Source organism: Methylobacterium sp. 37f (assembly GCF_023093475.1).
Taxonomy (GTDB): domain Bacteria; phylum Pseudomonadota; class Alphaproteobacteria; order Rhizobiales; family Beijerinckiaceae; genus Methylobacterium.
Genome location: NZ_JAGHKN010000005.1, coordinates 119,425 through 143,372, shown reverse-complemented (window position 1 = coordinate 143,372; position 23,948 = coordinate 119,425). Strand labels below are relative to the sequence as shown.

Sequence of the window (23,948 nt, the reverse complement as noted above, 5' to 3'; positions counted from 1 at the left end):
ACAAACGAAAACGAAAGACTCTCGGATTCAGCTTTGGGCTTCCCCCGCGCGGGCGCCGCGCTTGGCCTCCGCCCGGCACCGGTCGGAGCAGTAGCGGACCTCGTCCCAGACGCGCTCCCACTTCTTGCGCCACGCGAACGGCTTGCCGCACTGGACGCAGATCTTGGTGGGCAGGTCGGCTTTCTTGCGCATGCGCGCCATGAGGATCAGGTCCATTCTTCGCGCCGCAAGCGGCTTCATCGTGATATCGTCGGGTGCAGCGCATCGATCGAAAAGGGGGCTTGATGGCCACCATGACCGTTTCCCTTCCCGATCCGATCACGGATTGGGTCGACGCTCAGGTCCGGACCGGCGCCTACGCCAGTTCAAGCGCCTATCTTGCCGATCTGATCCGGCGTGATCGGGAGCGGCGCGGAATGGCCATGACGATGGATGATCTCCGCCAGAGCGTCGCCGAGGCTCGGGCCAGCGGCTTCAGTCCGCGTGACGTCGACGCGATCTTCGCGCAGGCACAGGATCTGGCGCGCGGATCGAGGCGTGGGTGAGTATCGCCTGACGCAAAGGGCAGATGACGATCTTCTCGACCTCTTCGTCTTCGGGCTTCAAAATTTCGGGGACGTTCAGGCCCAGCGCTATCGAACAGGCCTTGATCGTTGCTTTCGCCTCCTCGCCGACAATCCAGGCCTTGGACGTCCCGCCCATCGGCTCGCGGAAGGCGTACGGCGACATGAGTTCGAGAGCCATGTCATCCTCTATGAGGAAATTCCGGACGGTGTGCTGATCCTTGCACTGGTCCATGGGCGGAGCGTGCGCGGACTTGCGCTCTGAAGAGCCGGTGTCGCATGCCTATCGCCCGAGGTGCCCGACCTCCGTCGCCGGGACGGGGCTCCAGCGATTGAGCTGGATGAAGCCGTCGCGGGCGGCGACGACGATGTGGCGGCGATAGCGCTGCACCACGGTTCCGGGCGGGTGGCGGTGCGCCTCGCGCCAGCCCTCCGCCGCCGCCACGTAGACCCGGCTGTCGCCGATCCGCGCGATCGTCTCGATGGTGCCGAAGGCCCGCACCCGGCGTAGGATCGCGTCGACCTCGGTGCGAAAATCCAGGGTCCGGTCCGCATCCGTCACTCGCGGCCAGTACGAGCCGGTGCCCTGGGGCACGGGCGCCTTCCAGAGGGCCGGCAGATCGCGCGCGATGGGACCGGCGGCGATGCGGCTCGCCGCCATCTGGCACTTGGCCAGCAGGGTCTCATGCGATTCCAGGGGGGCGAGGGGAAAGCGTTCCTGGGCCAGGATGTCGCCCGTGTCGAAACCCTCCTCGGCGAGCACGTGGGCGGTGACGCCCCATTCGGACTGGGCGTCGCTGATCGCCTTGAACAGCGGATAGGGTCCCCGGCCCATCGGAAGCGGCGACGGATGGAAGTTGAGCCCGTAGGCGGCAGAACCCCGCCAGCCCCGGATCATCCAGGGATAGCCGGCGACCACCAGCGCCCAGTCGCGCCCCTGCGCGTCCGCCAGCGCGGCAAGATCCTCGGGCTTCAACCGCGAGAGCTGTATCGGAATGCGGTGGCGGCGAGCGCTCGCCACGACCGCCTCGTTGTGGTCGTACAGCCCGTCGCAGGGGCGGGTGAACAGCTTGATCGGCGTCCAGCCGGCCCCGATCAGGGCCTCGAACACGCCGCCGAGGAAATCGATGCCGGCAAAGGCGAACTTCATGGGCCCCTCGGCGGTCCTGCGACGTCACGGATCGGTCGATCCCGCGCGACGACGGCTCCCCGTCACCGGCTTTCGCCATACCTATCCGATCGGCGGCGAATTGGGAGCGTCGAAGTTGAGAGTAGCCAGGCTGGAAGCGTCTCTGCGGCGGGACCGGGTCGCCGACGCGACGGGTGATGCGGCGCCGGTCGGGATGTCGAATCCGGTCGCCGCGCGCCCGGCCGCGCGCGGCGAGGGCTGATCGCCATCCGCACTCTCAGGCTCCTGCTCGGCGACCAGCTCACCCGTCGCATCGCCACCCTGACGGATCTCGACCCGGACCACGACATCGTCCTGATGGTCGAGGTCCGCGCCGAGGCGACCTATGTGCGCCACCACAAGCAGAAGATCGCCTTCCTGTTCTCGGCCATGCGCCACTTCGCGGCGGAGTTGGACGGGGAGGGGATCGCCGTCGACTACGTCCGGCTCGATGCGCCCGGCAACACCGGCAGCTTCACCGGGGAACTGGAACGGGCGATCGCACGCCACGCCCCAGACCGGATCGTCGTGACCGAACCGGGGGAGTGGCGGGTCTGGGAGATGATGCAGGCCTGGCGCGACGATCTCGGCCTGCCGGTGGAGATCCGCGACGACAACCGTTTCCTGTGTCCCCGGGCGGAGTTCGCCGCCTGGGCGGGCGATCGCCGCAGCCTGCGCATGGAGACGTTCTACCGCGGCATGCGCCGGCGTACCGGCCTGCTCATGGATGGGGCCGAGCCCGTCGGGGGGCGCTGGAACTTCGACCCGGAAAACCGCAAGGGGCTGCCGAAGGGCCACATCCTGCCGGAACGCCTCGGCTTCCCGCCCGATGCCGTGACCCGGGAGGTGATCGCCCTGGTAGAGGCCGAATTCCCGGATCATTTCGGCACAACCGACGCCTTCGCCTGGCCGGTCACGCGCGGCGAGGCCCTCACGGCCTTCAAGCACTTCCTCGCTGTCTGTCTTCCCAGCTTCGGCGACTATCAGGATGCGATGCGCAGCGGCGCGCCCTTCCTGTATCACGCGCTGATCGGGGCTGCGCTCAATGCCGGCCTGCTCACGCCGGGCGAAGTCTGCCGGGCGGCGGAGCGCGCCTATCGGACGGGTGCGGCGCCGCTTCACTGCGTCGAGGGCTTCATCCGGCAGATCCTCGGCTGGCGCGAATACGTGCGCGGGCTCTACTGGGCGCGGATGCCGGATTACGCGACCTCGAACGCCCTCGCGGCGAGCCGCGATCTGCCGTGGTTCTACTGGTCCGGCGAGACCGAGATGAACTGCCTGTCGCAGTGCATCGACGCCACCCGGACCCACGCCTATGCCCACCACATCCAGCGCCTGATGGTGACGGGCAACTTCGCCCTCCTCGCCGGGATCGCGCCGGCCCAGGTCGAGGAATGGTACCTCGTGGTCTACGCGGATGCCTACGAGTGGGTCGAGTTGCCCAACGTCCACGGCATGGTACTGTGGGCCGATGGCGGCGTGATGGGCTCGAAGCCCTACGCGGCCTCCGGTGCCTACATCAACCGCATGTCGGATTATTGCAGGGCCTGCACCTACGACGTCGCCCAGAAGTCCGGTCCGAAGGCCTGTCCGTTCAACTATCTGTACTGGGCCTTCCTCATCCGGCACGCGGACCGCCTGGGCGACAACCCCCGCCTGGCGATGCCCTACCGCGCGATCGAGCGCATGGACGCGGCCCGGCGGGCGGCGATCGTCGCGGAGGCGTCCCGGTTTCTCGATCGCCTCGGTGACGGCGCCCCGGTCGGCCCGACATCCACCGAGCAGGGCACCCTCGACCTCGCAGTCCCGCGTTCCCCGAACCTCCGACGGCGCGCCGAGGCGCCCGTCACCAGGGCGACCAGACGGTGAGCCCGACATAGGGGCCGGTATCCTGCCGCTCGCTGGCGAATTGCAGCCCGGCCGAGAGCCTGAGGTGAACCCGGCCGAGATCGACATCGGTGGCGTGAAGGCCCGCGCCCCATTTCTGGTACCCGGTCTCGTCTCCGTAGAACGACACCTCCGGTCCGAGATAGGCGCCCCAAACCCAGTCGCCCAAGGCCCGATACCCCCAGGCGGCCCGGCCCCAGGCACTGGCGCGCGTACTACCAAGGATCAGGGTGGCGACGAACAGGGTCTCGTCGCTGGGCCGCGCCCAGATCTCCCCGTGCAGGCGCAGCCCGAAGCGGGGCGGCAGCGCCCGCAGGCAGCCGCAGCCATAGATCACGTCCGCCGTGCCTTCCGCTCCCGCGTAGAGTGCGACCACACCCCAATCGGCGAACCATTGATAGCCGAACACGACCGCTCCGATGGTGGTGGCGCGGATGCCTGCCGTTTCCCGACGCTGACCACCGCCCACACTGGCCAGGGCGACGAACCCCTCCCGGTCGATCCGATCCAGCGCCGCCTTGGCGCCCGTTGTGACGAAGACGGAGGGCCCGGCCTCCAGGCTCCCGAAGAGAAGAACCGACGCCGGGGACGGCCCGGCGAACTCCGCCCCGCGAACCGGCGCGGTCGGCACGGATGCAACCAGACCGGCGAGGCCCGCGACGGGTCCCATCCAGCGGTTGGCTCCGCCCAAAAGCCCCGCGCGCACACGCACTGCCTGCCTGCTTCATGGTATACGAAGCCGGTAGTGTTTGACTCAATTTAATGGAAATCAAGAACAGGTTTGGAATTTTCAGGGTATAAGAAAGTATCGTGACGATTCGAAACAGGCTCGGTCGCTTCTGATCCAATCTTCGTACCTCACGGAAATGGATTTTCGGTGATTCAATCTGAGATTGTGTTGCTCTTGGCGGCGCGGCGTCGTGTTTCGGCGAATCGCCCGAGGGTCATCGCGCGGCGTGCGGATGCGCCGCTTGGCCTCGGCCCCCAACTCGGCTACAGCCCGGCCCAGGACAGTCGCCAATGGCCGAGCATTCTTGTCACCCGCTGCCAGAACTTCCGAGGTTCTCACCGTGCTCGCCGAGCAGGAGGGTGAGCGGCTGACCGTCGGTGACATCGTCGCCGTCCTGAAGGATCGTGCCTTCGCGCTCCTCATCGTCATTCTCGGGCTGCCGAACTGCCTGCCGATGCCGCCGCCGATCCCGCTGGTCTGCGGGCTGCTGCTGCTGCTGGTGGCGATCCAGATCACGGCCGGCATGGCCTCGCCCTGGCTTCCGCGGGCGCTGCTGCGCCGGTCTGTCGCTCGCCGGGACGTCGAGCGCGCGGCGAGCCGCGCCGTGCCGCTCCTGCGCCGGCTCGAGCACTGGTCCCGTCCGCGCATGAGCCTGTTCGAAACCGGCCTCGGCATGCGGGGCGTCGGCCTCCTGCTCCTCACCCTGTCGCTGGCGCTGATCGTGGCCGCGCCGATCGTCGGGCAGATTCCCCTCGGCCTCGCCATCTGTCTTGTCGGCCTCGGCCTCGTCGAGCGCGACGGCGTCGTGGTGATGGGGGGCCTTGCCATCGGGGCGGTCGGCGTCCTCCTCAATGCCGGCTTCGTCTACGCCATCATCTCCGGCATCATGAGCCTGCTCAACCTCTGAGCCGCGCCTGCCCCCGCCGGCGGCGCTTCCCACACCAGGGGGCCCTCCGTGGCGCCTCGCGCCGTCAGGCTTCGAGGTGCCGGGCGCGGAACAGCCGCCAGACCAGGCCGCCGCGGCGTCCCACCAGCATCGACCCCAGATAGAGCGCCCCGGCCGCCAGCACGATCGCCGGTCCGGTGGGCACGTCGGCCTGGTAGGAGACGTTGAGCCCGATCACGCTCGACAGGATCGCCATCAGCACCGAGACCGGGATCATCCCGGACAGGTCGGCCGCCCAGAACCGGGCCGCGATGGCGGGGAGCAGCATCAGCCCCACGGCTAGCAGGGTCCCCAGGGCCTGGAATCCGCCGACGAGGTTCATCACCACAAGGCCGAGGAAGGCGTAATGCACCGGCCCGCCGGCCCGGCTGACCGTGCGCAGGAACAGCGGGTCGACGCATTCCATCACCAGCGGCCGGTAGAGGGCCGCCAGGCCGAACAGGGTCACGGTGGCGATGCCCCCGAGCAGCCACAGGGCCGGATCGTCCAGGGCCAGGACGCTGCCGAACAGGATGTGCAGGAGGTCGATCTGCGATCCGCGCAACGACACCAGGAGGACGCCGCCCGCGAGCGACATCAGGTAGAAGGCCGCGAGGCTCGCATCCTCCTTGATCACCGTGGAGCGGGTCACGAAGCCGGCCATCAGCGCCACCGCGAGGCCGGCCGCGAGGCCGCCCAGGGTCATGGCCGGCAGGGACAGTCCGGCCACGAGAAAGCCCACGGCCGCCCCGGGCAGGATGGCATGGCTCATGGCGTCGCTCATCAGGCTCATGCGCCGCAGCATCAGGAAGACGCCGACCGGCGGGGCCGAGAGCGACAGCGCGAGGCAGCCGACGAGCGCCCGGCGCATGAAGCCGAATTCGAGAAAGGGGCCGAACAGCAGGTCGATCACGCGGCGTGCCCGTGGTGGTCGTGCGCGGAAGAAGGGTGTCCGGAATGGTCGTGCGGACCCGCATGGTCGTGTCGATGGGCCGGTTCGGTCCCGCCCGCATCGTGCCCGGCGCACACCGCCGCATCCTCGTCCCAGGCCTCCGACAGGCTCTGGGCGCGCGCGAGGTTCTCGGCCGTCAGCACCCGTTCGGTCGGTCCCCAGGCGACAGCCTCGCGCGCGAGCAGCAGGCTGTGCGGAAAGTGGCTCCGCACCTGTCCGAGATCGTGTAGGGCCGCCACGATGGTCCTGCCCTGTCCGTGCCAGATGCCGATGAGGCCGAGGAGGTCGGCGGTGGTTCGCCCGTCGACGCCGGTGAAGGGCTCGTCGAGGAGGAGCACGCGGGCCTCCTGCACGATCAGGCGGGCGAACAGGGCGCGCTGGAACTGGCCACCCGACAGGGTGCCGATCAGGCGCTTCTCGAAACCCGCGAGGCCCACGGTGGCGAGCGCCTCCAGCAGGGTCGACTGGTGGCGCCGCGCGCTGCGCCAGGGTCCGAGACGACGCCACAACCCCATCGCCACGAGATCGAGGACGCTGAGCGGAAAGCTGCGATCGATCTCGGCGGCCTGCGGCAGGTAGGCGATGGCCTCATCCAGCCCTGGCCGTTCGATCCGGCCCTCCAGGCACGGGATCTCGCCGGCTATGCCCTTCAGGAGCGTGGACTTGCCGGCACCGTTCGGCCCGACCAGCGCCAGGAGGGCGCCGGGCGGGATGATTCCCTCGAGGTGGTGGACGGCGGGGTGACGGTCGTAGCCGAGGGTCAACCCGCGGAGCGCGATGGCGCCGGGAACGTCGCAGCTCATCGGCACCTCATCGCGAAGCCCACAGGATGGCGCCCCAGAGCAGCAGGCTCAGGGCGAAGGCCACCGCGAAGCGCAGCGATGCGCCGGCCTGGAACAGCGAGCGGCGCAGGGGCGCGGGAGAGCGAAGGGACACGGGAGGACGCGGGGGTCGGGTCACGGATGGATCATTTGCCCGAACGGAAGCGTCGGCTTATGTTGGTGATGATACACTGTAACACTCGGCCAGTTCAACGGTCCGGGTTCGCGGGGCAGACCATGCACGACCATGCGGCGACGCATGACCACGGTTGCGGCGGCGCGCAGGAGGCGATCGCACGGGCGGAGCGCCTGTGTCGCGAGCGCGACCTCCAGTTTACGCGCCTGCGTCGCGACGTGCTGGCGGCGGTGGCAGGCCAGACCCGGCCGATGGGAGCCTACGACATCGCCGAGGCCTTGAGCGAGCCCGGCCGGCGCGTGGCGGCGGTCTCGGTCTATCGCGCCCTCGACTTCCTGACGGAGCACGGACTGGTCCACCGGATCGCCAGCCGGAACGCCTTCGTGTCCTGCGGCCACGCGCACACGGACGGGGCTGGCCTCGTCTTCCTGATCTGCCGCAACTGCGGAACCATCGACGAGACCACGTCGCCGGAAGTCGAGGATCAGCTCGGGCGCACCCTGGCCAAGGTCGGCTTCAAGCCGACGAGCCGGATCCTCGAAGTCGAGGGCGAGTGCGGCGCATGTCGTCTGCGGTCCGCCGACGACTAGCGTTTGTCAGGGATCCGTGGAGGCCGGTTATCCCGACACGACAAACGAAAGACGCGAGCGGCGGGCCGGCTTCGGGCGCCGTTTCCCCTCAGCGCGCATTCTTGTAGGCGCGCGCGCAGAAGACAGTCATGAACATGATCCGGATGTCGAACCAGACCGACCAATTGTCGATGTAGTACAGGTCGTGCTGGACGCGCCGTTCCATGTCGAGATCCGTCAGGGTCTCGCCGCGCAGGCCGTTGACCTGGGCCCATCCGGTGATGCCCGGCATGACGTTGTGACGGCGCGCATAGAGGGCGATGCGGTTCTCGAAGCTGCGATCATGCGCGAGGGCGTGCGGGCGGGGGCCGACGAGAGACATCTCGCCCCGCACCACGTTGAAGAGCTGCGGCAGCTCGTCGATGTTCGAGCGGCGTAGAACCCGGCCGACCGGCGTGATCCGGCTGTCGTTGCGGGTCGCCTGCTTGAACACCGCGTCTCCGGCGGCCTTCATGCTGCGGAACTTGAAGACGCCGAAGGGCTGCTGGTTGAAACCATAGCGCTTCTGCCGGAAAAACATCGGACCCGGGCTGTCCAGTTTGATCAGCACCGCCACCACGAGGAACAGCGGGCTGAGCAGCACCAGGGCGATCAGGGCGAGCACCAGATCGAGGCTGCGCTTCAGGAACAGTTCGCCGGCCTGAAGCGGGCGCCGTCCGATGTTGATGCCGGACAGGCCGCCGACCCGGGCGAGCTTGAGGTCGGGGAATCGGTCCATCACGGCGCCGGGGCGCAGATGCAGGGCGGCCGGCACGCGCAGAAAGGCGTCGATGCAGCGCTCGATGTCCGCGGATGCCGACCACGGCACCAGGATGAAGACGTCGTCCGGGCGCAGGAAGCGCACCACCGAAACCGCGAGGTCGAGATCCTCCGACAACTGGGCACGGCGGGATTCGTCGTCGCCCATCGTGTCGATCCGGCGCAGGTAGCTCGTTCCGATCACCCGCAGGCCGAGGGCATCAGCGTCGTTGTGGGCATAGAACCGCGCGATATCCTCCTCGTAGCCGACGAGGTGAATCCGGTTGGTGGAGGCCGAGTTCGGTGTCGCGGCCTTGCGGACGAAGCTGAGCATGCCCCACCGGACCAGCAACATCGCGGGCAACCCCGTGAAGAAGAACCCCAGGGAGACGAGGCGCGAATAATCGTGGGTCGTCTTGGTGCCGAAGCCGATTACCAGGACGATGGCCCAGGCTCCGACCCAGGCGGTCGCGGTCCGTCGCAGGTGGGGCCGGTCCGCCAGCAGCGTCTCGATCCGGTAATCCTCGCGCACGATGTGCGTCAGGAGGACGAACAATCCGACCAGCACCGAGAGTTCGAAGCTGCCGCTGGTGCTGACCTCGGGAATCGCACCGACGAGCCCGCCGTAATAGGTGACGTCGACCAAGGCCGCGACCGTGAAGATGGTGAGAAGATCCACACAGGCCGTCGCCGCCGACAGGCCCATGCGGAACGCCGCCCGCCGGCGACGGGGCAGGAGAGCCGCCCAGACATCGCGGCGCGCGCGTGTGACCGGAAGCTTCTCGAAAGCCTCCGGGATCCGATCGTGAAACATCTGGAGCGCCATGTCCCGTCCTGATGCGAAGACTGTCCCAAGTTGAGACAAAATGCGACTCAATCTTGGTTTCTGCGATAGACTCAGCAAAGACCGGACCTGACGTTTCTCGGCAGTGTTCCGAGATCACCGGGAGCGATCAGCCCGACAGTCACCATGGCTTGCCGCAACGCCGCAGGATTAGACGGCCGGGCTGTGCGCTGTACAGACCGGGATTCCGATCCGGCCTGCCCGGGAGGCGTCTCTACTGCTCGATGAGAAAACAACTGGAGATGAACAGGGGCCGAGTTTCGGTTGATTTCGCGCGTCAGGTGTGGACAAGCACGGCGCATAGTGTCGGCGCTGTTCTGGCGCAACCTTGGTTTGTCTCCGGGCGGCCTCGAGATTGCCGTTGCTCCGCGCCCTCCGGCTGCGCGGCGTGACGGTAAAGAAACCTGTGCGTCGTCCCGGCGCGTGACGGAATTCCGATGTCCCCGACCCTGAATGACACCGTCGAGTCGATGCCTGCGTCGCCGGCTCCAGCCAGCGCCGCCCGAGGGACGGCTTATGCCATCCTCGCGGCCTTGAGCCTGTCGCACCTCCTCAACGACCTGGTGCAGTCGCTGCTTCCGGCGATCTATCCGCTGCTGAAGCAGAGCTTCCACCTGGATTTCGGCCAGATCGGCCTCATCACCCTGGTGTTCCAGCTCACCGCCTCGGTGCTGCAGCCGGTCGTCGGGCTCTATACCGACCGGCGCTCGATGCCGTTCTCCCTGGCCCTCGGCATGGCCGCCTCCCTGGTCGGGCTCCTGCTCCTCTCGATGGCCTGGACCTACGGCGTGCTGCTGCTCGCGGCCGGCCTCGTCGGGATCGGTTCCGCAATCTTCCACCCGGAAGCCTCGCGGGTCGCCCGCCTCGCCTCCGGCGGGCGCTACGGGCTTGCCCAATCGGTGTTCCAGGTCGGCGGCAATGCCGGCACGGCTCTCGGCCCGCTGCTCGTCGCCTTCATCGTGGTGCCGCACGGCCAGTCCAGCGTAGCGTGGTTCTCCCTGGCCGCGCTCGCCGGCATCATCGTCCTCGGCATCGTCGGGCGCTGGTACCGGGACCGGCTCGCCGCCAGTGCCCGGGCGCCGGCCCGATCCCGCCCGGGGACGGTCACGCCGCTCTCGCGCGCCCGCATCGTCGCCACGGTCGCGATCCTGCTGACGCTGATCTTCTCCAAGTATTTCTACATGGCGAGCTTCTCGTCCTACTACACGTTCTATCTCATCCATCGCTTCGGGGTGTCGGTGGCACAGTCGCAGGTCTACCTGTTCGTCTTCCTGGGCGCGGTCGCCGCCGGCACCATCCTGGGCGGCCCGATCGGGGATCGCGTCGGCCGCAAGCCGGTGATCTGGGGCTCGATCCTCGGCGTGCTGCCGTTCACGCTGATCCTGCCCCATGCCAACCTGGCCTGGACGGTGGCGCTGACGATCCCGATCGGTGCGATCCTGGCCTCGGCGATGCCGGCGATCCTGGTCTATGCCCAGGAACTGCTGCCCGGCCGGGTGGGGCTGGTCGGCGGCCTGTTCTTCGGCTTCGCCTTCGGCATGGGCGGGCTCGGGGCGGCGATCCTGGGCGAAGTCGCCGACCACACCAGCATCGAGTTCGTCTACGCCCTCTCGGCCTACCTGCCGCTGATCGGCCTCAGCGCGGCATTGCTGCCGCGCCTCGCCAGCCGCTGACCCCCGTTTCGGCCACGACAGCCGGCCCGACGCCGGAGATGCGCAGGGTCGCGGACGGGTTCCGTCCTCGGGAATAGGAGCCGCGCGCTACGCCGCGGCCTCCGAATCGGGGCGCGCGACGGTCTGGATCGCCTCGAATCCCTCGAATTGCGGATGGCCCAGGTACAGGGGCTTGGTCGAGGGCACGCGGCCATGCGCTTTGCGGAACTGCTCCGAGCGGGTCCACGCCTCGAAATCGGCTTTCGACGACCAGATGGTGTGCGACGCATAGAGGACGTGGTCCTCGTGCTCGGGTCCGCGCAGCAGGTGGAACTCGACGAAGCCCGCCATCTCGCCGAGATGACTGTCACGACCGAGCCAGACCTGCTCGAAATCTTCCGTCGCATCCTTGACGACTTTGAAGCGATTCATTGCGATAAACATGATCCACCTGGGTTTTCGGGCGTCCGGGGCGGTCCCCATCGACGAAGGGAATCTGGGGCGCCGGCCGGGGAAAGACCATCGGATTCGGCGCATGCGTCGCGGCCGCGACCGGAGCCGCCCCGCCTGAACCCCGATCCGTGTCGTTACCGAAGGTGACGCCGAAGGGTTTCGTGCTGCGAATGACAGCGCAATGCAGCGAATCTCGGCTTGGAGATCACAACGTCGCGCTTGCAATCCGTGCCGGCTTTGTGGTCAAGCTGTCAGAATGGTCAGGTCCGATGCTGATGCGGAGTAAAACGCCCAGTGGCATTTGACGGCAGACAAGGATAGTCTCACAGAGCTCGTGAAATTGACGTTCGACTGCCTTTGTTTCGTGATGAATGAGCTTGGGGTGTCCTGCACAGCTTTGTACGAAAGCGCTCAATTCTCCCAGCCCTTCCGGGAGCGAGGCCGAGCGGGAATTTCTTTAGGGACTGAATCGAGAGATGATGCCGAAGCAGACTACCGACGTTGATCGCCTCGTCGGATTGAGGATCACCGCTCTGCGCAAGGCGCGCGGCCTCAGTCAAACCGCACTCGGCACTGCCGTGGGCGTCACCTTCCAGCAGGTCCAGAAGTATGAGAAGGGCCAGAACCGCGTCGGCGCCGGTCGCCTGCGCGAGATCGCCCGTCTCCTGGAGGTTCCGGTCTCGGCGTTCTTCGAGGAGGACGAAGTCGGCGGCACCCAATCGGACGTCTTCGGCTTCCTCAGTGCGCAGGGCGCCATCGAGTTGCTGCGGGCCTACGCGCTGATCGAGGACGATCAACTGCGCCGCGACGTGCTGGCGATCGTGCGCACCGCCGCCAAGATGGGCAAGCAGGCCCCCGAGCCCGCTGCCGCTGCCGAGTAGGGGCTCGCGTCGAGGCCCTACCCGATCCAGTGGAAGAAGCTGCCGGTGACGGAGCCGCGCCGGTGCCCCGCGATGCCGAGGGGCACGCCTTCCGCGTCGGTCACGGCAGCCAGGCCGGTCTCTTGCGTCGGTGCGTCGCTGCGCTCGCTGGCGTAGTGGAACTCGTGCCCGACCAGGCGCGCGCCCGCTCCGCCGAGGGACCCTTCGGCCAGAAGCGTCGCGACCCGGTAGCCGAGATGGAGGCGGCGCGCCTTGTAGGACGTCGCCACGGGCAGCAGCCCGGCCATCGCGTGCGTCACGCCGGCGGCGTCCTCCAGGCTTTCGCCGAGGACCATGTAGCCGCCGCATTCGCCGTGGACCGGCTTATGCTGCGCGAAGTCGCGCAGGCCGCCGAGGAAACGATCGGCCTGCGCCAGACGGCCGGCATGCAGCTCCGGATAGCCGCCGGGCAGCCAGCACGCATCGCAATCGGCCGGCGGCGCCTCGTCCGCCAGCGGTGAGAACGGGACCAGTTCCGCCCCGGCCGCGCGCCAGCCCGCCTCCATGTGCGGGTACAGGAACGAGAAGGCCGCATCGGACGCCAGGGCGATGCGCTGGCCCGGCGGCCGGGGCAGGGTGCCCGAGCCGGGGCCGGGCGCCGCACCGGCCGCGGCGGCCAGGATCGCGTCGAGGTCGAGCCCCGCTTCGGCGAGGTCGCCGAGCCGGTCGAGGCGAGCCTCGAGGTCGTTGGTCTCGCGGGCCTGGACGAGGCCGAGATGCCGTTCGGGCAGGACGAGGCTGGCGTCGCGCATCAGGGCGCCGAGCACCGGCATGCCGATGCGGCTCAGGCCCGCCTCCACGAGACGGCGATGGCGCGGGCTCGCGACCTTGTTCAGCACCACCCCGGCGATATGGATGCGGGGATCGTAGGCCCGGCAGCCGAGGGCGAGTGCGGCGGCGGATTGGGCCGCGCCCGACACGTCGAGGACGAGGATCACCGGCCAGCCATAGCGCGCCGCGATATCGGCGTTCGCCCCCGTCCGGCCCTCATGCGCCACGATACCGTCGAACAGCCCCATCGACCCCTCGGCCACCACGAGGTCGGCGCCGGTGGCCGCCAGGGCCGCGACCGCATCGAGCATCGGCTCGGGCATGGCGAAGCTGTCGAGGTTGAAGCTCGGATGCCCGGTGGCCGCCTGGTGGAAGGCCGGGTCGATGTAGTCCGGTCCGCACTTGGCGCCCCGTACGGCGAGTCCGCGCCGGGCCAGCGCCCGCATCAGCGCCAGCGTCACGGTGGTCTTGCCCGAACTCGAGCGGGGCGCAGCGACGAGGAGGCCGGGCACGCTCATGCGCGCTCTCCCGTCGCCGGTGCGCCGGCCGCGCGCTCTCCCAGCACGGTACTGCCGGTGGGGCGGAAGCGGCGGTCGTAGTCGGGCGAATACAGGGCGCTTTCGCGGAACTCGGCCGGGTCGAGCGCGGGTCCCACCAGGATGAGCGCCGTTCGCTCCAGGCCGGCCTCCGCGACCTGGCCCGCCAGGGTCGCCAGGGTTCCGGTCAGCACGCGCTCGTCGGGCCAGGTGGCGCGGAACACCACCGCGGCCGGGCAATCGGCGCCGTAGAACGGCGTCAACTCGGCCACCACCGTGTCGATGACGTGGATGGACAGGTGCAGGGCCAGCGTCGCGCCGGTGGCGGCGAAGGCCGCGAGGGTCTCGCGCTCCGGCATGGCGCTGGCCCGCCCCGAGGTCCGGGTGAGAACCACGGACTGGGCAAGGCCCGGCACCGTGAGTTCGCGTCGCAGCAGCGCGGCGGCGGCTGCGAAGGACGGCACGCCCGGCGTCACCGTGTAGGGAATGCCGGCCTGCGTGAGCCGGCGGGTCTGCTCGGCCAGGGCGCTCCAGATCGACAGGTCGCCCGAATGCAGGCGCGCCACGTCGTGGCCCGCCGCGTGGGCGGCCGCGCATTCGGCCACGATGGCGTCGAGGTCGAGGGGGGCCGTGTCGACGATGCGCGCGCCCGGCGGGCACCAGCCCAGGATTTCGGGCGCCACCAGCGAGCCGGCATGGAGGCAGACGGGGCAGCGCGCGATGAGATCGCGCCCGCGCACGGTGATGAGGTCGGCCGCGCCCGGACCGGCGCCGATGAAGTGAACGGTCATGAGCCCTGCGTGACGGATTGTGCGCGAAGCGCAAGGGCGCAGGTCGCCCCGGCGCTGGCGATTCGCCGCACCACCAGGGTCGCCCCGGCCCCGGCGGCGGCCAAAGCCGCGGCTTCCGCCACCGAGCCGACCCGGCGCGAAGCCTCGATCCGCGGCGAGCGGGTGGATACCTGCGCGTCGATGGCGATCATGGCTTCGGACGGGACCGCGTCGAGGGGACGGCCCAGGGCGTCGGCGACGCTGCGGATCGGGGGCTCCCCGGCCCGGTCGGCCGCCGTGGCGAGGCGGGCCACGCGAGCGAGCGGCACTCCGGCCGCGTCGCAGGCCCGTGCCACCAGCGCGAGGATCTCATCGGCCGGGGTCGCGCGGCGGAAGCCGATCCCGGCGATGAGGTCGGGCGCACCGGCATGAGGTGGGTCGGCATGAAGTGGGCCGGCAAGAGGTGGGCCGGCAAGAGGTGGGCCGGGATGGGGCGCATTGGGACGGGGCGGGCCGGAATCGCCCGGCATCAGGCCTTCACCCAGCTCCACTGCGTCACCGGCATGGCGCTGCGCCAGCCGTGCAGAGGCCCGACCGGATCCGCATGGGCGACCGCGAGGCGCTTGAGGCTGCCGCCCTGGCGCGCGAAGGCCGCGAGCAGTACCGCCTCCCCCTCGAGGGTGACCACGTTGGCGACGAGGCGTCCGCCGGGGCGCAGGGCGGCCCGAGCCGTATCGAGGACGCCCGGCACGGTGATGCCGCCGCCGACGAACACGGTGTCGGGTTCGGGCAATCCGGCAAGCGCGTCGGGGGCCCGGCCCTCGACCACCCGCAGGTCCGGTACGCCGAGCCGGTCGGCGTTGCGGGCGATACGGGCGGCCCGGACCGGGCTGCCCTCGATGGCGACGGCCTTGAGGCTCGGATGGCGCAGCATCCACTCGATCGAGATCGAGCCGGCCCCGGCGCCGATGTCCCACAGGGTCTGGCCGGCGCGCGGACGCAGGGCGGCCAGCGTCACGGCCCGGATGTCGGCCTTGGTGAGCTGGCCGTCATTCTCGAACCAGGCATCGTCGAGGCCGGGACTCAAGCCGACGACCCGGGCTTCGGGCGATCCCACGACCTCGATGCCCAGGGTGTTGAGGGGGTCGATCTCCTGAAAGGCGAAACCGTCAGCCAGGGCGCTGCGGCGGCGTTCCCGCGCGCCCCCCATGGCCTCCAGGACGGTTAGGCGGGAGGCGCCGAGGCCGCGCTCGCGCAGCAGGCTGGCGACCGCCCCCGGCGTCGTCCCGTCCCAGGTCAGGACCAGGAGGCGGACACCGGGCTGGAGATGCGGGATCAGCCGGGGCAGCGCCCGACCGTGCAGGGTCAGGCAAGCGGTCTCGGCCATCGGCCAGCCGAGGCGGGCGCAGGCGAGGCTGAAGGCGGAGGGATGCGGAAAAACCCGCATCTCGTCGGCCGGTACCAAGCGGGCGATTTCGGCGCCGATGCCGTAGTGGAACGGGTCCCCGGTGGCGAGGATGCAGGTCGGTGTTCCACGCCGGGCGAGCAGACCCGGATAGGCGTCGGCGATCGGGCTGGGCCAGATCCGCGTCTCGGCCGCCAGAGGCGCCGCCAAGGCGAGGTGCCGGCGCCCGCCATAGATCAGGCTTGCGCCGTCGAGGGCCGCGCTGGCGGTGGGGCTCAGGCCCGCGCGTCCGTCCTCGCCGAGGCCCACGATGGTCAGCCAGGGCGCCGCCGGCCGCGGGGTGGACTCGGTGTCATCGGTCATGGAGAACGCCCCCATGGACGGCGAAAGCATGCGGATTCTGATCCTGGGCGGCACCGGCGAGGCCGGCGCGCTGGTGCGCGGATTGCTGGCGTGCGGAGACCGCCACGCCGTCACTCTGTCGCTCGCCGGCCGTACCAGCCAGCCGAAGGCGGAGCCGGTGCCGACCCGGATCGGCGGGTTCGGCGGCGCGGATGGCTTGGCCGCGTGGCTGGCCCAGGACCGCACCGATCTGGTGGTCGACGCGACCCATCCCTTCGCGGCCCGGATGAGCGCCAACGCCGCCGAGGCCTGTGCCCGCACCGGCACGCGCCTGCTGGCGATCCGGCGTCCGGCCTGGCAGCCGGTGTCCGGCGACCACTGGACGGAGGTGCCCGACATGGAGGCCGCCGCCCGAGCGCTTGGCCCCGCGCCGCGCCGGGTCTTCCTCACCATCGGGCGTCAGGAGGTGGCGGCCTTCGCGGCCGCGCCCCAGCACGACTACGTCGTCCGCGCCATCGAGAGCGTCGATCTGGCGGTGCCGCGCCTGAGCACGATCCAGGCCCGAGGCCCCTTCGACGAGGCCGCCGAGGCGGCGTTCCTGGCCGGGAGCGCGATCGAGGTCCTGGTCTCGAAGAATTCCGGCGGCAGCGCCACCTACGGCAAGATTGCCGCCGCGCGGTCGCTCGGGCTGCCGGTGATCATGGTCGCCAGACCGCACAAACCGGAGGTGCCGAGCGTGCCGGACGTGACGGCCGCGCTGGATCGGATCGCCATCCTCTGAGGCCTGCGCCGCCCCGCGCATCACGCGGCCGGTACGCTGCGCGGCGTGTAGACGAAGGGCGTGGCGTCGCCGCGCGGGATCAGCCGGGTCGCCGAAGCGCCGATGATCACCACGGTGGCCATGTCGGCGGTGGTGTCCCGGGCCTGATCGAGGGTGAGTATCCGGATCGCCTCGTCGGGGCGCGAGACCGCGCGGGCGAACACCACTGGTGTGTCGCCGCGCCGGATTCCGGCCGCCAGATCGAGGGCCCGGCCGAGCTGCCAGGGCCGGGCCGAGGAGATCGGGTTGTAGAGGGACACCACGAAATCCGCCTGCAGCACGGCCTCCAGCCGGGCGGTGATGACCTCCCAGGGCTTGAGGTTGTCCGACAGGGACATCGCGCAAAAATCGCCGCCGAGCGGCGCGCCGAGCCTGGCCGCGGCCGCCAGCATGGCGGTGATGCCGGGCTCGACCGTGATGGGGAGGCTGGCCCAGGCCGGGTCGCCGGCCTCCACCGCCTCGAAAACGGCGGCCGCCATGGCGAATACGCCGGGATCGCCGCCGGAGACCACGGCCACGCGCCGGCCGGAGGCGGCCAGTTCGAGAGCGTACCGCGCCCGGTCGACCTCGACCCGGTTGTCGCTGGCATGGCGCATCAGACCCGGCCGCTCGGGAACCCGGGCGACGTAGGGGATGTAGCCGATCAGGTCCTCGGCCTGGTCCAGGGCGGCCTGGGCCGCTGCCGTCAGCAGGCGCGGATCGCCGGGTCCGAGACCGATCACCGTCAGCGAACCGCTCACGGGCGGCGCCCCTCGCCGGGCAGCAGGACCATCGAGAAGTAGGGCGCGTCGTCGTCGGGCTTGTCCTTGAGCGCGATCACCCGCTCGCCCGCCATGGTGCCGCGCTCGACATAGACCGCGCGCTCCAGCACGCCGGCTTCGGCCAGCGCCGCCCGCACCTTGGGCAGGTGCCGGCCGAGCTTCATCAGCACGGCGGCGTCGGTGGCGCGCAGTCGCTCCACCAGGTCGGCCTGCGCCAGGGTGGCGGGCAGCACGGTCAGCACGTCGTCGCCCCAGGTGATCGGGGTTCCGGCCCGGGTCCAGCAGCCGGACATGCCGGTGACCCCGGGCACCACCTCCACGGGGAAGCGGTCCTTGAGGCGGCGCCACAGGTGCATGAACGAGCCGTAGAAGAACGGATCGCCCTCCGACAGGATCGCCACGTCCCGGCCCGCGCCGAGATGGTCGGCGAGGCGGGCGGCCGCGTCGTCGTAGAAGGCGGCCAACGCCGCGACGTAGTCGGGATGCTCGGGGTGAAGCTCGGTGGTGTAGGGATAGACCAGCGGGCACTCGCGCGCCGGCTCGGCGGCCACCACCGCGTCCGCGATGGTGCGGGCATTGCCGCGCCGGCCCTTCTTGCAGAAATGCACCAGCACCGGCGCCCGCTCCAGCACCCGTACGGCGCGGACGGTGAGGTAATCCGGCTCACCCGGCCCCATGCCGACGCCGAACAGGGTGCCGGTGGTCGCCAGGCGGGGCATCTCGGTGCGCTCCGCCGCCTCGGGGGGAAGCCCCTCGCTCGCGTCCATCACTCGATCTCTCACTCGATCTCTTGCGCGAGCGCGTTGACGGCCGCCGCCGTCATGGCGCTGCCGCCGCGCCGTCCGTGCACCACGATGAAGGGCACCCGGCCGTCGCGCGCCAGGGCCTCCTTCGATTCCGCCGCTCCAATGAAGCCGACCGGGATGCCGATGACGGCGGCGGGAGGGGCCACGCCCTCGTCGAGGAGTTCGAGGAGCCGGAACAGCGAGGTCGGGGCGTTGCCCACCGCCACCACGCTGCCGGGCAGGTGCTCGCGCCACAATTCCATGGCGGCGGCCGAGCGGGTGGTGCCCATGGCGGCGGCCATGGCGGGCACGCGCGGATCGCTCAGGGTGCAGATCACCCGGTTGTCGGCCGGCAGCCGCGCCCGGGTCACGCCGTCGGCGACCATGCGCACGTCGCACAGGATCGGCGCGCCGGCCTTCAGGGCGGCCTCGCCGGCCCGGGCGAAATCCTCGGAGGCCTCCACGTCGCGGGGCAGGTCGGTCATGCCGCAGGCGTGGATCATCCGCACCACGACCCGCTCGGCAATGCCCTGGAAGCGCGCGAGATCGGCCTCCGCCCGGATCATCGCGAAGGAGCGGGCATAGATTTCCCCTCCGTCACGCAGGTAGTCGAGGCGGGAACTCATGACGGTCCGGGTCCTGGCGAAGGGTGCGGGAAGATCTGGGGGAGAGACGATGCCGAATCCGCCCTCCTTACGCGCTCCAGCGCGGCCTCGAAAGGGAGGTGCGTCGCCGGCAAGGCATCGGGCCGGCCGGAGATCACCACGTCGTAGAGCCCGTGGCGCCCCACCAGGGTGAGGTCGGCCGCTCCCGGATGGGCGCAGCCCTTGGCGCAGCCCGAGACATGGGCGCGCAGGCCGCGCGCCGCGAAGGACCGGAACGCCTCCGCCAGGCGGGCGGCGTCGTCCAGGGTCGGCGTCGAGCCGGAGGCGCAGGCCGGGGCGCCCGGACAGGCGGCCACCGCGCCGCGCGGATCGTCGGCCCGGGTCAGAAAGCCGGCCGCGGCCAGGGTTTCGCGCGCGGTCTCGGCGGCGCCGGCGTCGGAGCAGACGAGAAGGAAGCCCCGCGTCGGCGACAGGCGCAACCCGTCGGTGCCGGCGGCGGCCGCCGTATCGGCGAGCTTGTCGAGGGCATCGGCCCTGCAGCGCCCAAAGGGGGCATCGACAAGGAGAGCGCGGGCACCATCCGCTGGCGAACGGGACACGACCGGGTCGGCGGATGCCGGACGGTCGGAATTCAGGGCGAATACGCCCGGGCGCGGGCCGGACCTTTCGAAGGAGGGCGGAACCCGGCGCAGGCCGAATTGCTCCAGGCCGTGCCTGCGCGTCTCGGCCGGGACATCCCGCATCCGGCGCTGCCCGCTCGCAGCCAGGAGGCGCAGGACCGCATCCACGACGACCAAGGTTTCCGCGCCGGAAAGACGCCACCACGCCGCGTCGCCGGCAAGATGCAGCGCCAAGCCCTCTCGCGTGGCGACGAGATGAAGATCGGCCTCCGCCGCGCCGAGGGTGATCCCGCCTGCGGCCGACTCGACGGCCACCAGAGTCTTCGGCGGCAGCCCGGAAATCGCCAGCCCGATCGCCTCGATCCTCCGCGCGAGCGCGGGGACATCGGCGCCCGCATCCGGTTCGAGGCCGGCGAGCGGCGTGGTCAGGGTCAGGCGCTGTGGGCCCCCGTCATGGCGCACATCGCCGAGCCCGGCCGCTTCCAGCCTCTCGGCGAGGCCGCACCGGGTCGCCTCGGTGACGCCGCGGACCTGCAGGTTGGCCCGTGCCGTCACGTCGATATGGCCGTTGCCGAAACGGCGCGCGCCGTCCGCCACCGCCCGGGCCTGGGCGGGGGTGAGGCGACCGAGGGGTGGGTGGACGCGGGCGAGCAGGCCGTCGCCGGTGGGCATCGGCCGGGCGAGGCTCGGGCACCAGCCGCGGCGGCTCGGGGCCTCCGGGGACACGCGCCGGCCCGGCGTTTGGGGGGCCACGCGATAGGGCACGCTCATTCGGCCGCCTCGCGCAGCAATTCGTCCGCCGCCATGGCGTTGCGCCGGGTCTGCCACAGGCCGCGCCGGCGCAGGTCGTCGAAGCGCTCCAGGATGGCGCGGGCCGCCTCCGGATTGGCCGCCCGCAGGGTCTCGAAGGTGTCGAGATCGGCCACCATCGCGCCGTAGAGCCGGTCGAGATCGGCATGGGAGACCGCGTCGGTGGCCGCGGCGAGCACGAACACGGCATCGACGCCCTGCGCCAGCTCCTGGGCGCCGCGATAGCCGTGCCGGAGCTGCGCCGCGATCCAGCGCGGATGGGCGAGGCGTCCCCGGATCAGCCGGGCGGCGTCCTCGCGGGCGGTGCGGGCCTTCGGCGTCTCGGGCGTCGCGACGTCGAGGCTGTAGAGGGCCGGGGTTCCCCCCGTCAGCGCGGCGGCGGCCGAGAATCCGCCCATCGCCTCCACGGCGGCGTCGCCGTCGAGAAGGTCGCGCTCGGCCACGTCGAAGGCGTGCACGTAGGCATCGGCCCGGGCAACGCGTTCGGCGAAGCCCGCATCCGCCTCGTCCGTCGCACCGCCATAGGCGTAGGAGGTGGCATCGAGATAGGCGCGCCCGAGATCGTCGCGGCTGTCCCAGGCCCCGTCGAGGGCGAGCCCGCCGGCTCCGGCACTGTAGCGCCCAGGGGCCGCGCCGTAGACGCGGGACGCCGCCTCGCCACGGCGGCGAGCGGCCGCGAGGGGGTTCTCGTCGTCCTCCTCGTCCCGCGAAGCCACCGCCGCTGCGGCGCGGGCCAGCAGCGACAGGGTTTCCGGGAAGGTGTCGCGAAACGCGCCGGATACCCGCACCGTCACGTCGATGCGCGGACGGTCGAGGAGCGCCAGGGGCAGCACCTCGAAGCCGGTGACGCGGGTGGAGGCATGGTCCCAGACCGGGCGAACGCCCATCAGCGCCAGCGCATGGGCGATGTCCTCGCCGCCCGTGCGCAGGGTGGGCGAGGCCCAGAGGTCCATCACGATCCGGGCCGGATAGGCGCCCTCGTCCTGCAGGTAGCGCAGGACCACCGCGTCGGCGGCCTTGGCCCCCAGCAGGGTGGCGGCCCGGGTCGGAAGGCTACGCGGATCGAGGGTGGCGAGGTTGCGGCCCGTGGGCATCACGTCGGTGCGTCCGCGCGACGGCGAGCCGGCGGGACCGGGGGGCACGAAACGGCCGTCGAGGGCGCGCAGCAGGCCGAGGCGCTCGCCCTCGGCGCAGGCCGCCACGTCGTCCGGGGATGCCGCTCCGGCTCGGCCGAACACGTGCAGCCCGTCGCGGGCGGTGACTTCGCCGAGGTCGCACAGATGCGCGTCGAGGGCCGCCAGCGCATTCGGCATCGGCGTGCCGGTATCGATCCCGGCGCCGGTGAGCAGGCCGGCCGAAGCGGCCTCGTCGAGAATGGTCCGCGCCAGGATCGCGGCGCGGCGCGGATCGAGCACGCTGGCGTCGGAATATTCCTCGACGAGGTCACGCAGGCGCGCGGCGTCGGGGTCGAGCCCGGTCACGCCGGTCTGCGGCGTCAGGTGGCCGAGGGCGATGCCGCCGAGACGCCGCTTCAGCGGAGCCGCCTCGCCCGGATCGTCGACGATGAAGGGGTAGACCACCGGCAGCGCTCCGATGGAACGCGCCGGCCAGCACGCAGGCGAGAGCGCGACGGCCTTGCCGGGCAACCACTCCGTGGTGCCGTGGGTGCCGAGATGGATCAGGGCATCGAACCGGGTGCGCAGGCCGAGGTGGAAGGCGAGGTAGGCGTGGGTCGGGACCGCGTCGGGGTCGTGATAGGCGGCCTTGCGGTCCGCCGCCCGTCCGCGATCCGGCTGGAGGAACAGGGCGACCGCTCCCGCCTGCACGGTCCCGAAGCGGAAGGCCCCGTCCCGGCAGGCCGGGTCGGCCTCGGGCGGTCCCCATTCGGCATCGAGGGCCGCACGGGCGTCGTCCGGCAGCGTGCCGAGCCAGGTCCGATAGGCGTCGAGCGACACGACGCAATCCTTCGGCCCCCGGGTGAGCGCCCGCATCAGCCCATCGCCCTCCGGCAGATCGCCGACCGCGTAGCCGGCCTCGGCCAGATCCGACACGATCGCGCGCGCGCTCTCCGGGGTGTCGAGGCCGACCGCGAAGCCCGCGCGCCCGCCGCGCGCCGGATAATCCGAGAGCACCAGGGCGAGCCGGCGTTCCGTGCGGGGGAGGCGGGCTAGGCGGACCCAGGCGGCGGCTCTGTCGGCCAAGGCCGCGATGCCGTCCGCATGCGGCACGGCCCGGCGCTCGGCGAATCCCTGGCTCTCCGGACCTTCCTCCTTGAACCCGATCGGGAATCCGGAGAGGCGCCCGTCGAATTCCGGCAGGGCGACCTGCATGGCGAGATCGGCCGCGCCCATGCCGCGGGCGGAGGCGGCCCAGGCGTCGCGCGCCGCACCGATGCTGAAGGCCTGGAGGACCGGGCAATCGGCGGCATCAAGGACGAAGCCCGCGTCCTCCCGCGCCGAGAAGGCGGTGGCGGCGATCACGATGGCGGGACCGTGCGCGGCGATCGCCGCCCGCAGAGGCTTCGTCGCGGCCGGGTCCTTCAGGCTCGACACCGCCACGGCCATCACGGCGAAGCCGCGCGCCTGGAGCGCTGCACCGAGCGCGGCAATCGGCACGGTGTCGCCGGACAGGACGCTAGAGCGATAGACCACCAGCAGCGCCAGTGGCGCCTCGGCCGGAAGGGCCTGGAACGGCCGCCCGGCCGCGAGCGCCTGTGCGTCGTCGACGGGACCGCAGCCGGGGCATGCGACGAAGCCGCGCGGCAGGGGGAGCGGCGGCTCGACCGGCCCGGCCGATCCGATCTCGGCGGCGAGGCGTCCGATCAGGCGGCGCAGGTTTTCCGCGCCGCCGGCCCGGAAATAGCCGTCGAGGTCCGGAGCCAGGTCCGGCCGGGTGGAGAAGCCGTCGAGGCGGGGGTCGGGCCGGTCGTCGCCCGGCAGCACCACCAGGATCACGTCGTTGGCGCGGGCGGCCGCGCTCGCGCGCTCGATGCCGTAGCGCCAGTAATCGAGGCCGCCGAGGCAGCGGATGACGACGATCTGCGCCTTGGCGATCACCGCATCGACGTAGAGGTCGACCGACATCGGGTGGCGCAGCTTCGCGAGCTTGGCCAGCCGCAGGGTCGGCGCTTCGGGCGAACCCGCCGGAAAGGTTTTCGCGAAGGCCTGACCCATGCCGAACAGGTCGGAATCGGTGAAGGACAGGAAGACGATGTCGCCCGGCGCCTGACCGAGATCGACCGCGGCTTCACCCTCGTCGAGGGAGACCGTATCGATGCGGATCAGGTGCATGGCGGGTGCCGCGGC

Annotated in this window: 26 protein-coding genes; 9 read left to right on the top strand and 17 right to left on the bottom strand. The window is 70.8% G+C overall.

Annotation, left to right across the window (positions count from 1 at the left end; translation table 11 throughout):
• Nucleotides 1-27: 27 nt before the first annotated feature.
• Complete coding sequence (locus J7U37_RS05430) at nt 28-201, bottom strand: DUF2256 domain-containing protein (RefSeq protein WP_082503960.1); 174 nt, start codon at nt 199-201, stop codon at nt 28-30.
• Between the two features lie 83 nt (nt 202-284).
• On the opposite strand from J7U37_RS05430, the gene J7U37_RS05425 reads away from it, so the two are divergent.
• Nucleotides 285-545, top strand: coding sequence for a type II toxin-antitoxin system ParD family antitoxin (locus J7U37_RS05425; RefSeq protein WP_247635051.1), 261 nt, complete (start codon nt 285-287; stop codon nt 543-545).
• Nucleotides 538-828: a type II toxin-antitoxin system RelE/ParE family toxin gene (locus tag J7U37_RS05420; protein WP_247635050.1), complete on the top strand. Its 291-nt coding sequence runs from the start codon at nt 538-540 to the stop codon at nt 826-828. The genes J7U37_RS05425 and J7U37_RS05420 overlap by 8 nt, the downstream gene beginning before the upstream one ends.
• Before the next feature lie 18 nt (nt 829-846).
• On the opposite strand, the gene J7U37_RS05415 is transcribed toward J7U37_RS05420, so the two are convergent.
• A complete protein-coding gene (locus tag J7U37_RS05415) occupies nt 847-1,713 on the bottom strand; it encodes a formyltransferase family protein (protein ID WP_247635049.1) in 867 nt (288 codons plus the stop codon).
• Between J7U37_RS05415 and J7U37_RS05410 the strand changes: the two genes are divergently transcribed.
• Complete coding sequence (locus tag J7U37_RS05410; RefSeq protein ID WP_247635048.1) at nt 1,691-1,954, top strand: hypothetical protein; 264 nt, start codon at nt 1,691-1,693, stop codon at nt 1,952-1,954. The two genes, J7U37_RS05415 and J7U37_RS05410, sit on opposite strands and share 23 nt — an antisense overlap.
• 5 nt (nt 1,955-1,959) lie before the next feature.
• Nucleotides 1,960-3,600 carry a cryptochrome/photolyase family protein gene (locus J7U37_RS05405; protein ID WP_247635085.1) on the top strand — a complete coding sequence of 547 codons (1,641 nt, stop codon included), beginning with the start codon at nt 1,960-1,962 and terminating at the stop codon, nt 3,598-3,600.
• Here J7U37_RS05405 and bcsS read toward each other — a convergent pair.
• Nucleotides 3,578-4,288: a cellulose biosynthesis protein BcsS gene (gene bcsS / locus J7U37_RS05400; protein ID WP_247635047.1), complete on the bottom strand. Its 711-nt coding sequence runs from the start codon at nt 4,286-4,288 to the stop codon at nt 3,578-3,580. The genes J7U37_RS05405 and bcsS overlap by 23 nt on opposite strands.
• 364 nt (nt 4,289-4,652) lie before the next feature.
• Between bcsS and J7U37_RS05395 the strand changes: the two genes are divergently transcribed.
• A complete protein-coding gene (locus J7U37_RS05395) occupies nt 4,653-5,255 on the top strand; it encodes an exopolysaccharide biosynthesis protein (protein ID WP_274533535.1) in 603 nt (200 codons plus the stop codon).
• A gap of 64 nt (nt 5,256-5,319) precedes the next feature.
• On the opposite strand, the gene J7U37_RS05390 is transcribed toward J7U37_RS05395, so the two are convergent.
• Genes J7U37_RS05390 through J7U37_RS25105 form a run of 3 tightly spaced genes read right to left on the bottom strand, consistent with a single transcriptional unit; the run spans nt 5,320 to nt 7,161 of the window.
• Nucleotides 5,320-6,144 (bottom strand): metal ABC transporter permease, encoded by an 825-nt coding sequence (locus J7U37_RS05390; RefSeq protein WP_156376132.1) that lies wholly within the window; start codon nt 6,142-6,144, stop codon nt 5,320-5,322.
• Nucleotides 6,145-6,182: 38 nt separating this feature from the next.
• Nucleotides 6,183-7,028: an ABC transporter ATP-binding protein gene (locus tag J7U37_RS05385; RefSeq protein WP_247635046.1), complete on the bottom strand. Its 846-nt coding sequence runs from the start codon at nt 7,026-7,028 to the stop codon at nt 6,183-6,185.
• A 7-nt stretch (nt 7,029-7,035) separates the two neighbouring features.
• Entirely contained in the window at nt 7,036-7,161 is a 126-nt protein-coding gene (locus tag J7U37_RS25105) for a hypothetical protein (protein ID WP_274533536.1), read from the bottom strand.
• Between the two features lie 122 nt (nt 7,162-7,283).
• Here J7U37_RS25105 and J7U37_RS05380 point away from each other — a divergent pair, with 122 nt between their 5' ends.
• Nucleotides 7,284-7,772: a Fur family transcriptional regulator gene (locus J7U37_RS05380; RefSeq protein WP_056483825.1), complete on the top strand. Its 489-nt coding sequence runs from the start codon at nt 7,284-7,286 to the stop codon at nt 7,770-7,772.
• Between the two features lie 88 nt (nt 7,773-7,860).
• Here the strand turns inward: J7U37_RS05380 and J7U37_RS05375 are convergent, their stop codons facing one another.
• Complete coding sequence (locus J7U37_RS05375) at nt 7,861-9,363, bottom strand: exopolysaccharide biosynthesis polyprenyl glycosylphosphotransferase (RefSeq protein WP_247635084.1); 1,503 nt, start codon at nt 9,361-9,363, stop codon at nt 7,861-7,863.
• 500 nt (nt 9,364-9,863) lie between these two features.
• Between J7U37_RS05375 and J7U37_RS05370 the strand changes: the two genes are divergently transcribed.
• Nucleotides 9,864-11,066, top strand: a complete 1,203-nt coding sequence (locus J7U37_RS05370; protein WP_247635083.1) for an MFS transporter — start codon at nt 9,864-9,866, stop codon at nt 11,064-11,066.
• Between the two features lie 87 nt (nt 11,067-11,153).
• Here J7U37_RS05370 and J7U37_RS05365 read toward each other — a convergent pair whose 3' ends face one another.
• On the bottom strand, nt 11,154-11,489 hold the full coding sequence (locus J7U37_RS05365) for an antibiotic biosynthesis monooxygenase (protein WP_056179034.1): 336 nt from the start codon (nt 11,487-11,489) through the stop codon (nt 11,154-11,156).
• Between the two features lie 485 nt (nt 11,490-11,974).
• On the opposite strand from J7U37_RS05365, the gene J7U37_RS05360 reads away from it, so the two are divergent.
• Nucleotides 11,975-12,379, top strand: a complete 405-nt coding sequence (locus J7U37_RS05360) for a helix-turn-helix transcriptional regulator (protein ID WP_056179038.1) — start codon at nt 11,975-11,977, stop codon at nt 12,377-12,379.
• 17 nt (nt 12,380-12,396) lie between these two features.
• Here the strand turns inward: J7U37_RS05360 and J7U37_RS05355 are convergent, their stop codons facing one another.
• Genes J7U37_RS05355 through cbiE form a run of 4 tightly spaced genes read right to left on the bottom strand, consistent with a single transcriptional unit; the run spans nt 12,397 to nt 16,263 of the window.
• Nucleotides 12,397-13,707 carry a cobyrinate a,c-diamide synthase gene (locus tag J7U37_RS05355; RefSeq protein ID WP_056179041.1) on the bottom strand — a complete coding sequence of 437 codons (1,311 nt, stop codon included), beginning with the start codon at nt 13,705-13,707 and terminating at the stop codon, nt 12,397-12,399.
• On the bottom strand, nt 13,704-14,516 hold the full coding sequence (gene cobM, locus J7U37_RS05350) for a precorrin-4 C(11)-methyltransferase (RefSeq protein WP_247635045.1): 813 nt from the start codon (nt 14,514-14,516) through the stop codon (nt 13,704-13,706). The genes J7U37_RS05355 and cobM overlap by 4 nt, the downstream gene beginning before the upstream one ends.
• A complete protein-coding gene (locus J7U37_RS05345; protein ID WP_282103653.1) occupies nt 14,513-15,025 on the bottom strand; it encodes a cobalamin biosynthesis protein in 513 nt (170 codons plus the stop codon). The genes cobM and J7U37_RS05345 overlap by 4 nt, the downstream gene beginning before the upstream one ends.
• Nucleotides 15,025-16,263, bottom strand: coding sequence for a precorrin-6y C5,15-methyltransferase (decarboxylating) subunit CbiE (gene cbiE / locus J7U37_RS05340; protein WP_247635081.1), 1,239 nt, complete (start codon nt 16,261-16,263; stop codon nt 15,025-15,027). Before cbiE ends, J7U37_RS05345 begins: the two co-directional genes overlap by 1 nt.
• A gap of 13 nt (nt 16,264-16,276) precedes the next feature.
• Between cbiE and J7U37_RS05335 the strand changes: the two genes are divergently transcribed.
• Nucleotides 16,277-17,023, top strand: coding sequence for a cobalt-precorrin-6A reductase (locus J7U37_RS05335; RefSeq protein WP_056483828.1), 747 nt, complete (start codon nt 16,277-16,279; stop codon nt 17,021-17,023).
• Nucleotides 17,024-17,043: 20 nt separating this feature from the next.
• Here the strand turns inward: J7U37_RS05335 and cobJ are convergent, their stop codons facing one another.
• The 5 genes from cobJ to cobN are packed head-to-tail and all read right to left on the bottom strand — an operon-like array spanning nt 17,044 to nt 23,933.
• Nucleotides 17,044-17,802 carry a precorrin-3B C(17)-methyltransferase gene (gene cobJ / locus J7U37_RS05330; RefSeq protein WP_247635044.1) on the bottom strand — a complete coding sequence of 253 codons (759 nt, stop codon included), beginning with the start codon at nt 17,800-17,802 and terminating at the stop codon, nt 17,044-17,046.
• Nucleotides 17,799-18,590 carry a precorrin-2 C(20)-methyltransferase gene (locus J7U37_RS05325; protein WP_056179053.1) on the bottom strand — a complete coding sequence of 264 codons (792 nt, stop codon included), beginning with the start codon at nt 18,588-18,590 and terminating at the stop codon, nt 17,799-17,801. Before J7U37_RS05325 ends, cobJ begins: the two co-directional genes overlap by 4 nt.
• An 11-nt stretch (nt 18,591-18,601) precedes the next feature.
• On the bottom strand, nt 18,602-19,234 hold the full coding sequence (locus J7U37_RS05320; protein WP_056179056.1) for a precorrin-8X methylmutase: 633 nt from the start codon (nt 19,232-19,234) through the stop codon (nt 18,602-18,604).
• The gene (gene cobG, locus J7U37_RS05315; RefSeq protein ID WP_247635043.1) at nt 19,231-20,604 is read right to left on the bottom strand and encodes a precorrin-3B synthase; all 1,374 of its coding nucleotides are present in this window, start codon (nt 20,602-20,604) and stop codon (nt 19,231-19,233) included. The genes J7U37_RS05320 and cobG overlap by 4 nt, the downstream gene beginning before the upstream one ends.
• Nucleotides 20,601-23,933: a cobaltochelatase subunit CobN gene (gene cobN / locus J7U37_RS05310; protein WP_247635042.1), complete on the bottom strand. Its 3,333-nt coding sequence runs from the start codon at nt 23,931-23,933 to the stop codon at nt 20,601-20,603. Before cobN ends, cobG begins: the two co-directional genes overlap by 4 nt.
• Nucleotides 23,934-23,948 lie beyond the last annotated feature (15 nt).

Excerpts from the sequence above, each read along its gene's own strand:
- J7U37_RS05430 (WP_082503960.1), bottom strand. The coding sequence starts at position 201 with ATGGCGCGCATGCGCAAGAAAGCCGACCTGCCCACCAAGATCTGCGTC.
- J7U37_RS05425 (WP_247635051.1), top strand. The coding sequence starts at position 285 with ATGGCCACCATGACCGTTTCCCTTCCCGATCCGATCACGGATTGGGTC.
- J7U37_RS05410 (WP_247635048.1), top strand. The coding sequence starts at position 1,691 with ATGCCGGCAAAGGCGAACTTCATGGGCCCCTCGGCGGTCCTGCGACGT.
- J7U37_RS05415 (WP_247635049.1), bottom strand. The coding sequence starts at position 1,713 with ATGAAGTTCGCCTTTGCCGGCATCGATTTCCTCGGCGGCGTGTTCGAG.
- bcsS (WP_247635047.1), bottom strand. The coding sequence starts at position 4,288 with ATGGGACCCGTCGCGGGCCTCGCCGGTCTGGTTGCATCCGTGCCGACC.
- J7U37_RS05390 (WP_156376132.1), bottom strand. The coding sequence starts at position 6,144 with ATGCGCCGGGCGCTCGTCGGCTGCCTCGCGCTGTCGCTCTCGGCCCCG.
- J7U37_RS05385 (WP_247635046.1), bottom strand. The coding sequence starts at position 7,028 with ATGAGCTGCGACGTTCCCGGCGCCATCGCGCTCCGCGGGTTGACCCTC.
- J7U37_RS05380 (WP_056483825.1), top strand. The coding sequence starts at position 7,284 with ATGCACGACCATGCGGCGACGCATGACCACGGTTGCGGCGGCGCGCAG.
- J7U37_RS05375 (WP_247635084.1), bottom strand. The coding sequence starts at position 9,363 with ATGTTTCACGATCGGATCCCGGAGGCTTTCGAGAAGCTTCCGGTCACA.
- J7U37_RS05370 (WP_247635083.1), top strand. The coding sequence starts at position 9,864 with ATGCCTGCGTCGCCGGCTCCAGCCAGCGCCGCCCGAGGGACGGCTTAT.
- J7U37_RS05365 (WP_056179034.1), bottom strand. The coding sequence starts at position 11,489 with ATGTTTATCGCAATGAATCGCTTCAAAGTCGTCAAGGATGCGACGGAA.
- J7U37_RS05360 (WP_056179038.1), top strand. The coding sequence starts at position 11,975 with ATGATGCCGAAGCAGACTACCGACGTTGATCGCCTCGTCGGATTGAGG.
- J7U37_RS05355 (WP_056179041.1), bottom strand. The coding sequence starts at position 13,707 with ATGAGCGTGCCCGGCCTCCTCGTCGCTGCGCCCCGCTCGAGTTCGGGC.
- cobM (WP_247635045.1), bottom strand. The coding sequence starts at position 14,516 with ATGACCGTTCACTTCATCGGCGCCGGTCCGGGCGCGGCCGACCTCATC.
- J7U37_RS05345 (WP_282103653.1), bottom strand. The coding sequence starts at position 15,025 with ATGCCGGGCGATTCCGGCCCGCCCCGTCCCAATGCGCCCCATCCCGGC.
- cbiE (WP_247635081.1), bottom strand. The coding sequence starts at position 16,263 with ATGACCGATGACACCGAGTCCACCCCGCGGCCGGCGGCGCCCTGGCTG.
- J7U37_RS05335 (WP_056483828.1), top strand. The coding sequence starts at position 16,277 with ATGGACGGCGAAAGCATGCGGATTCTGATCCTGGGCGGCACCGGCGAG.
- J7U37_RS05325 (WP_056179053.1), bottom strand. The coding sequence starts at position 18,590 with ATGGACGCGAGCGAGGGGCTTCCCCCCGAGGCGGCGGAGCGCACCGAG.
- J7U37_RS05320 (WP_056179056.1), bottom strand. The coding sequence starts at position 19,234 with ATGAGTTCCCGCCTCGACTACCTGCGTGACGGAGGGGAAATCTATGCC.
- cobG (WP_247635043.1), bottom strand. The coding sequence starts at position 20,604 with ATGAGCGTGCCCTATCGCGTGGCCCCCCAAACGCCGGGCCGGCGCGTG.
- cobN (WP_247635042.1), bottom strand. The coding sequence starts at position 23,933 with ATGCACCTGATCCGCATCGATACGGTCTCCCTCGACGAGGGTGAAGCC.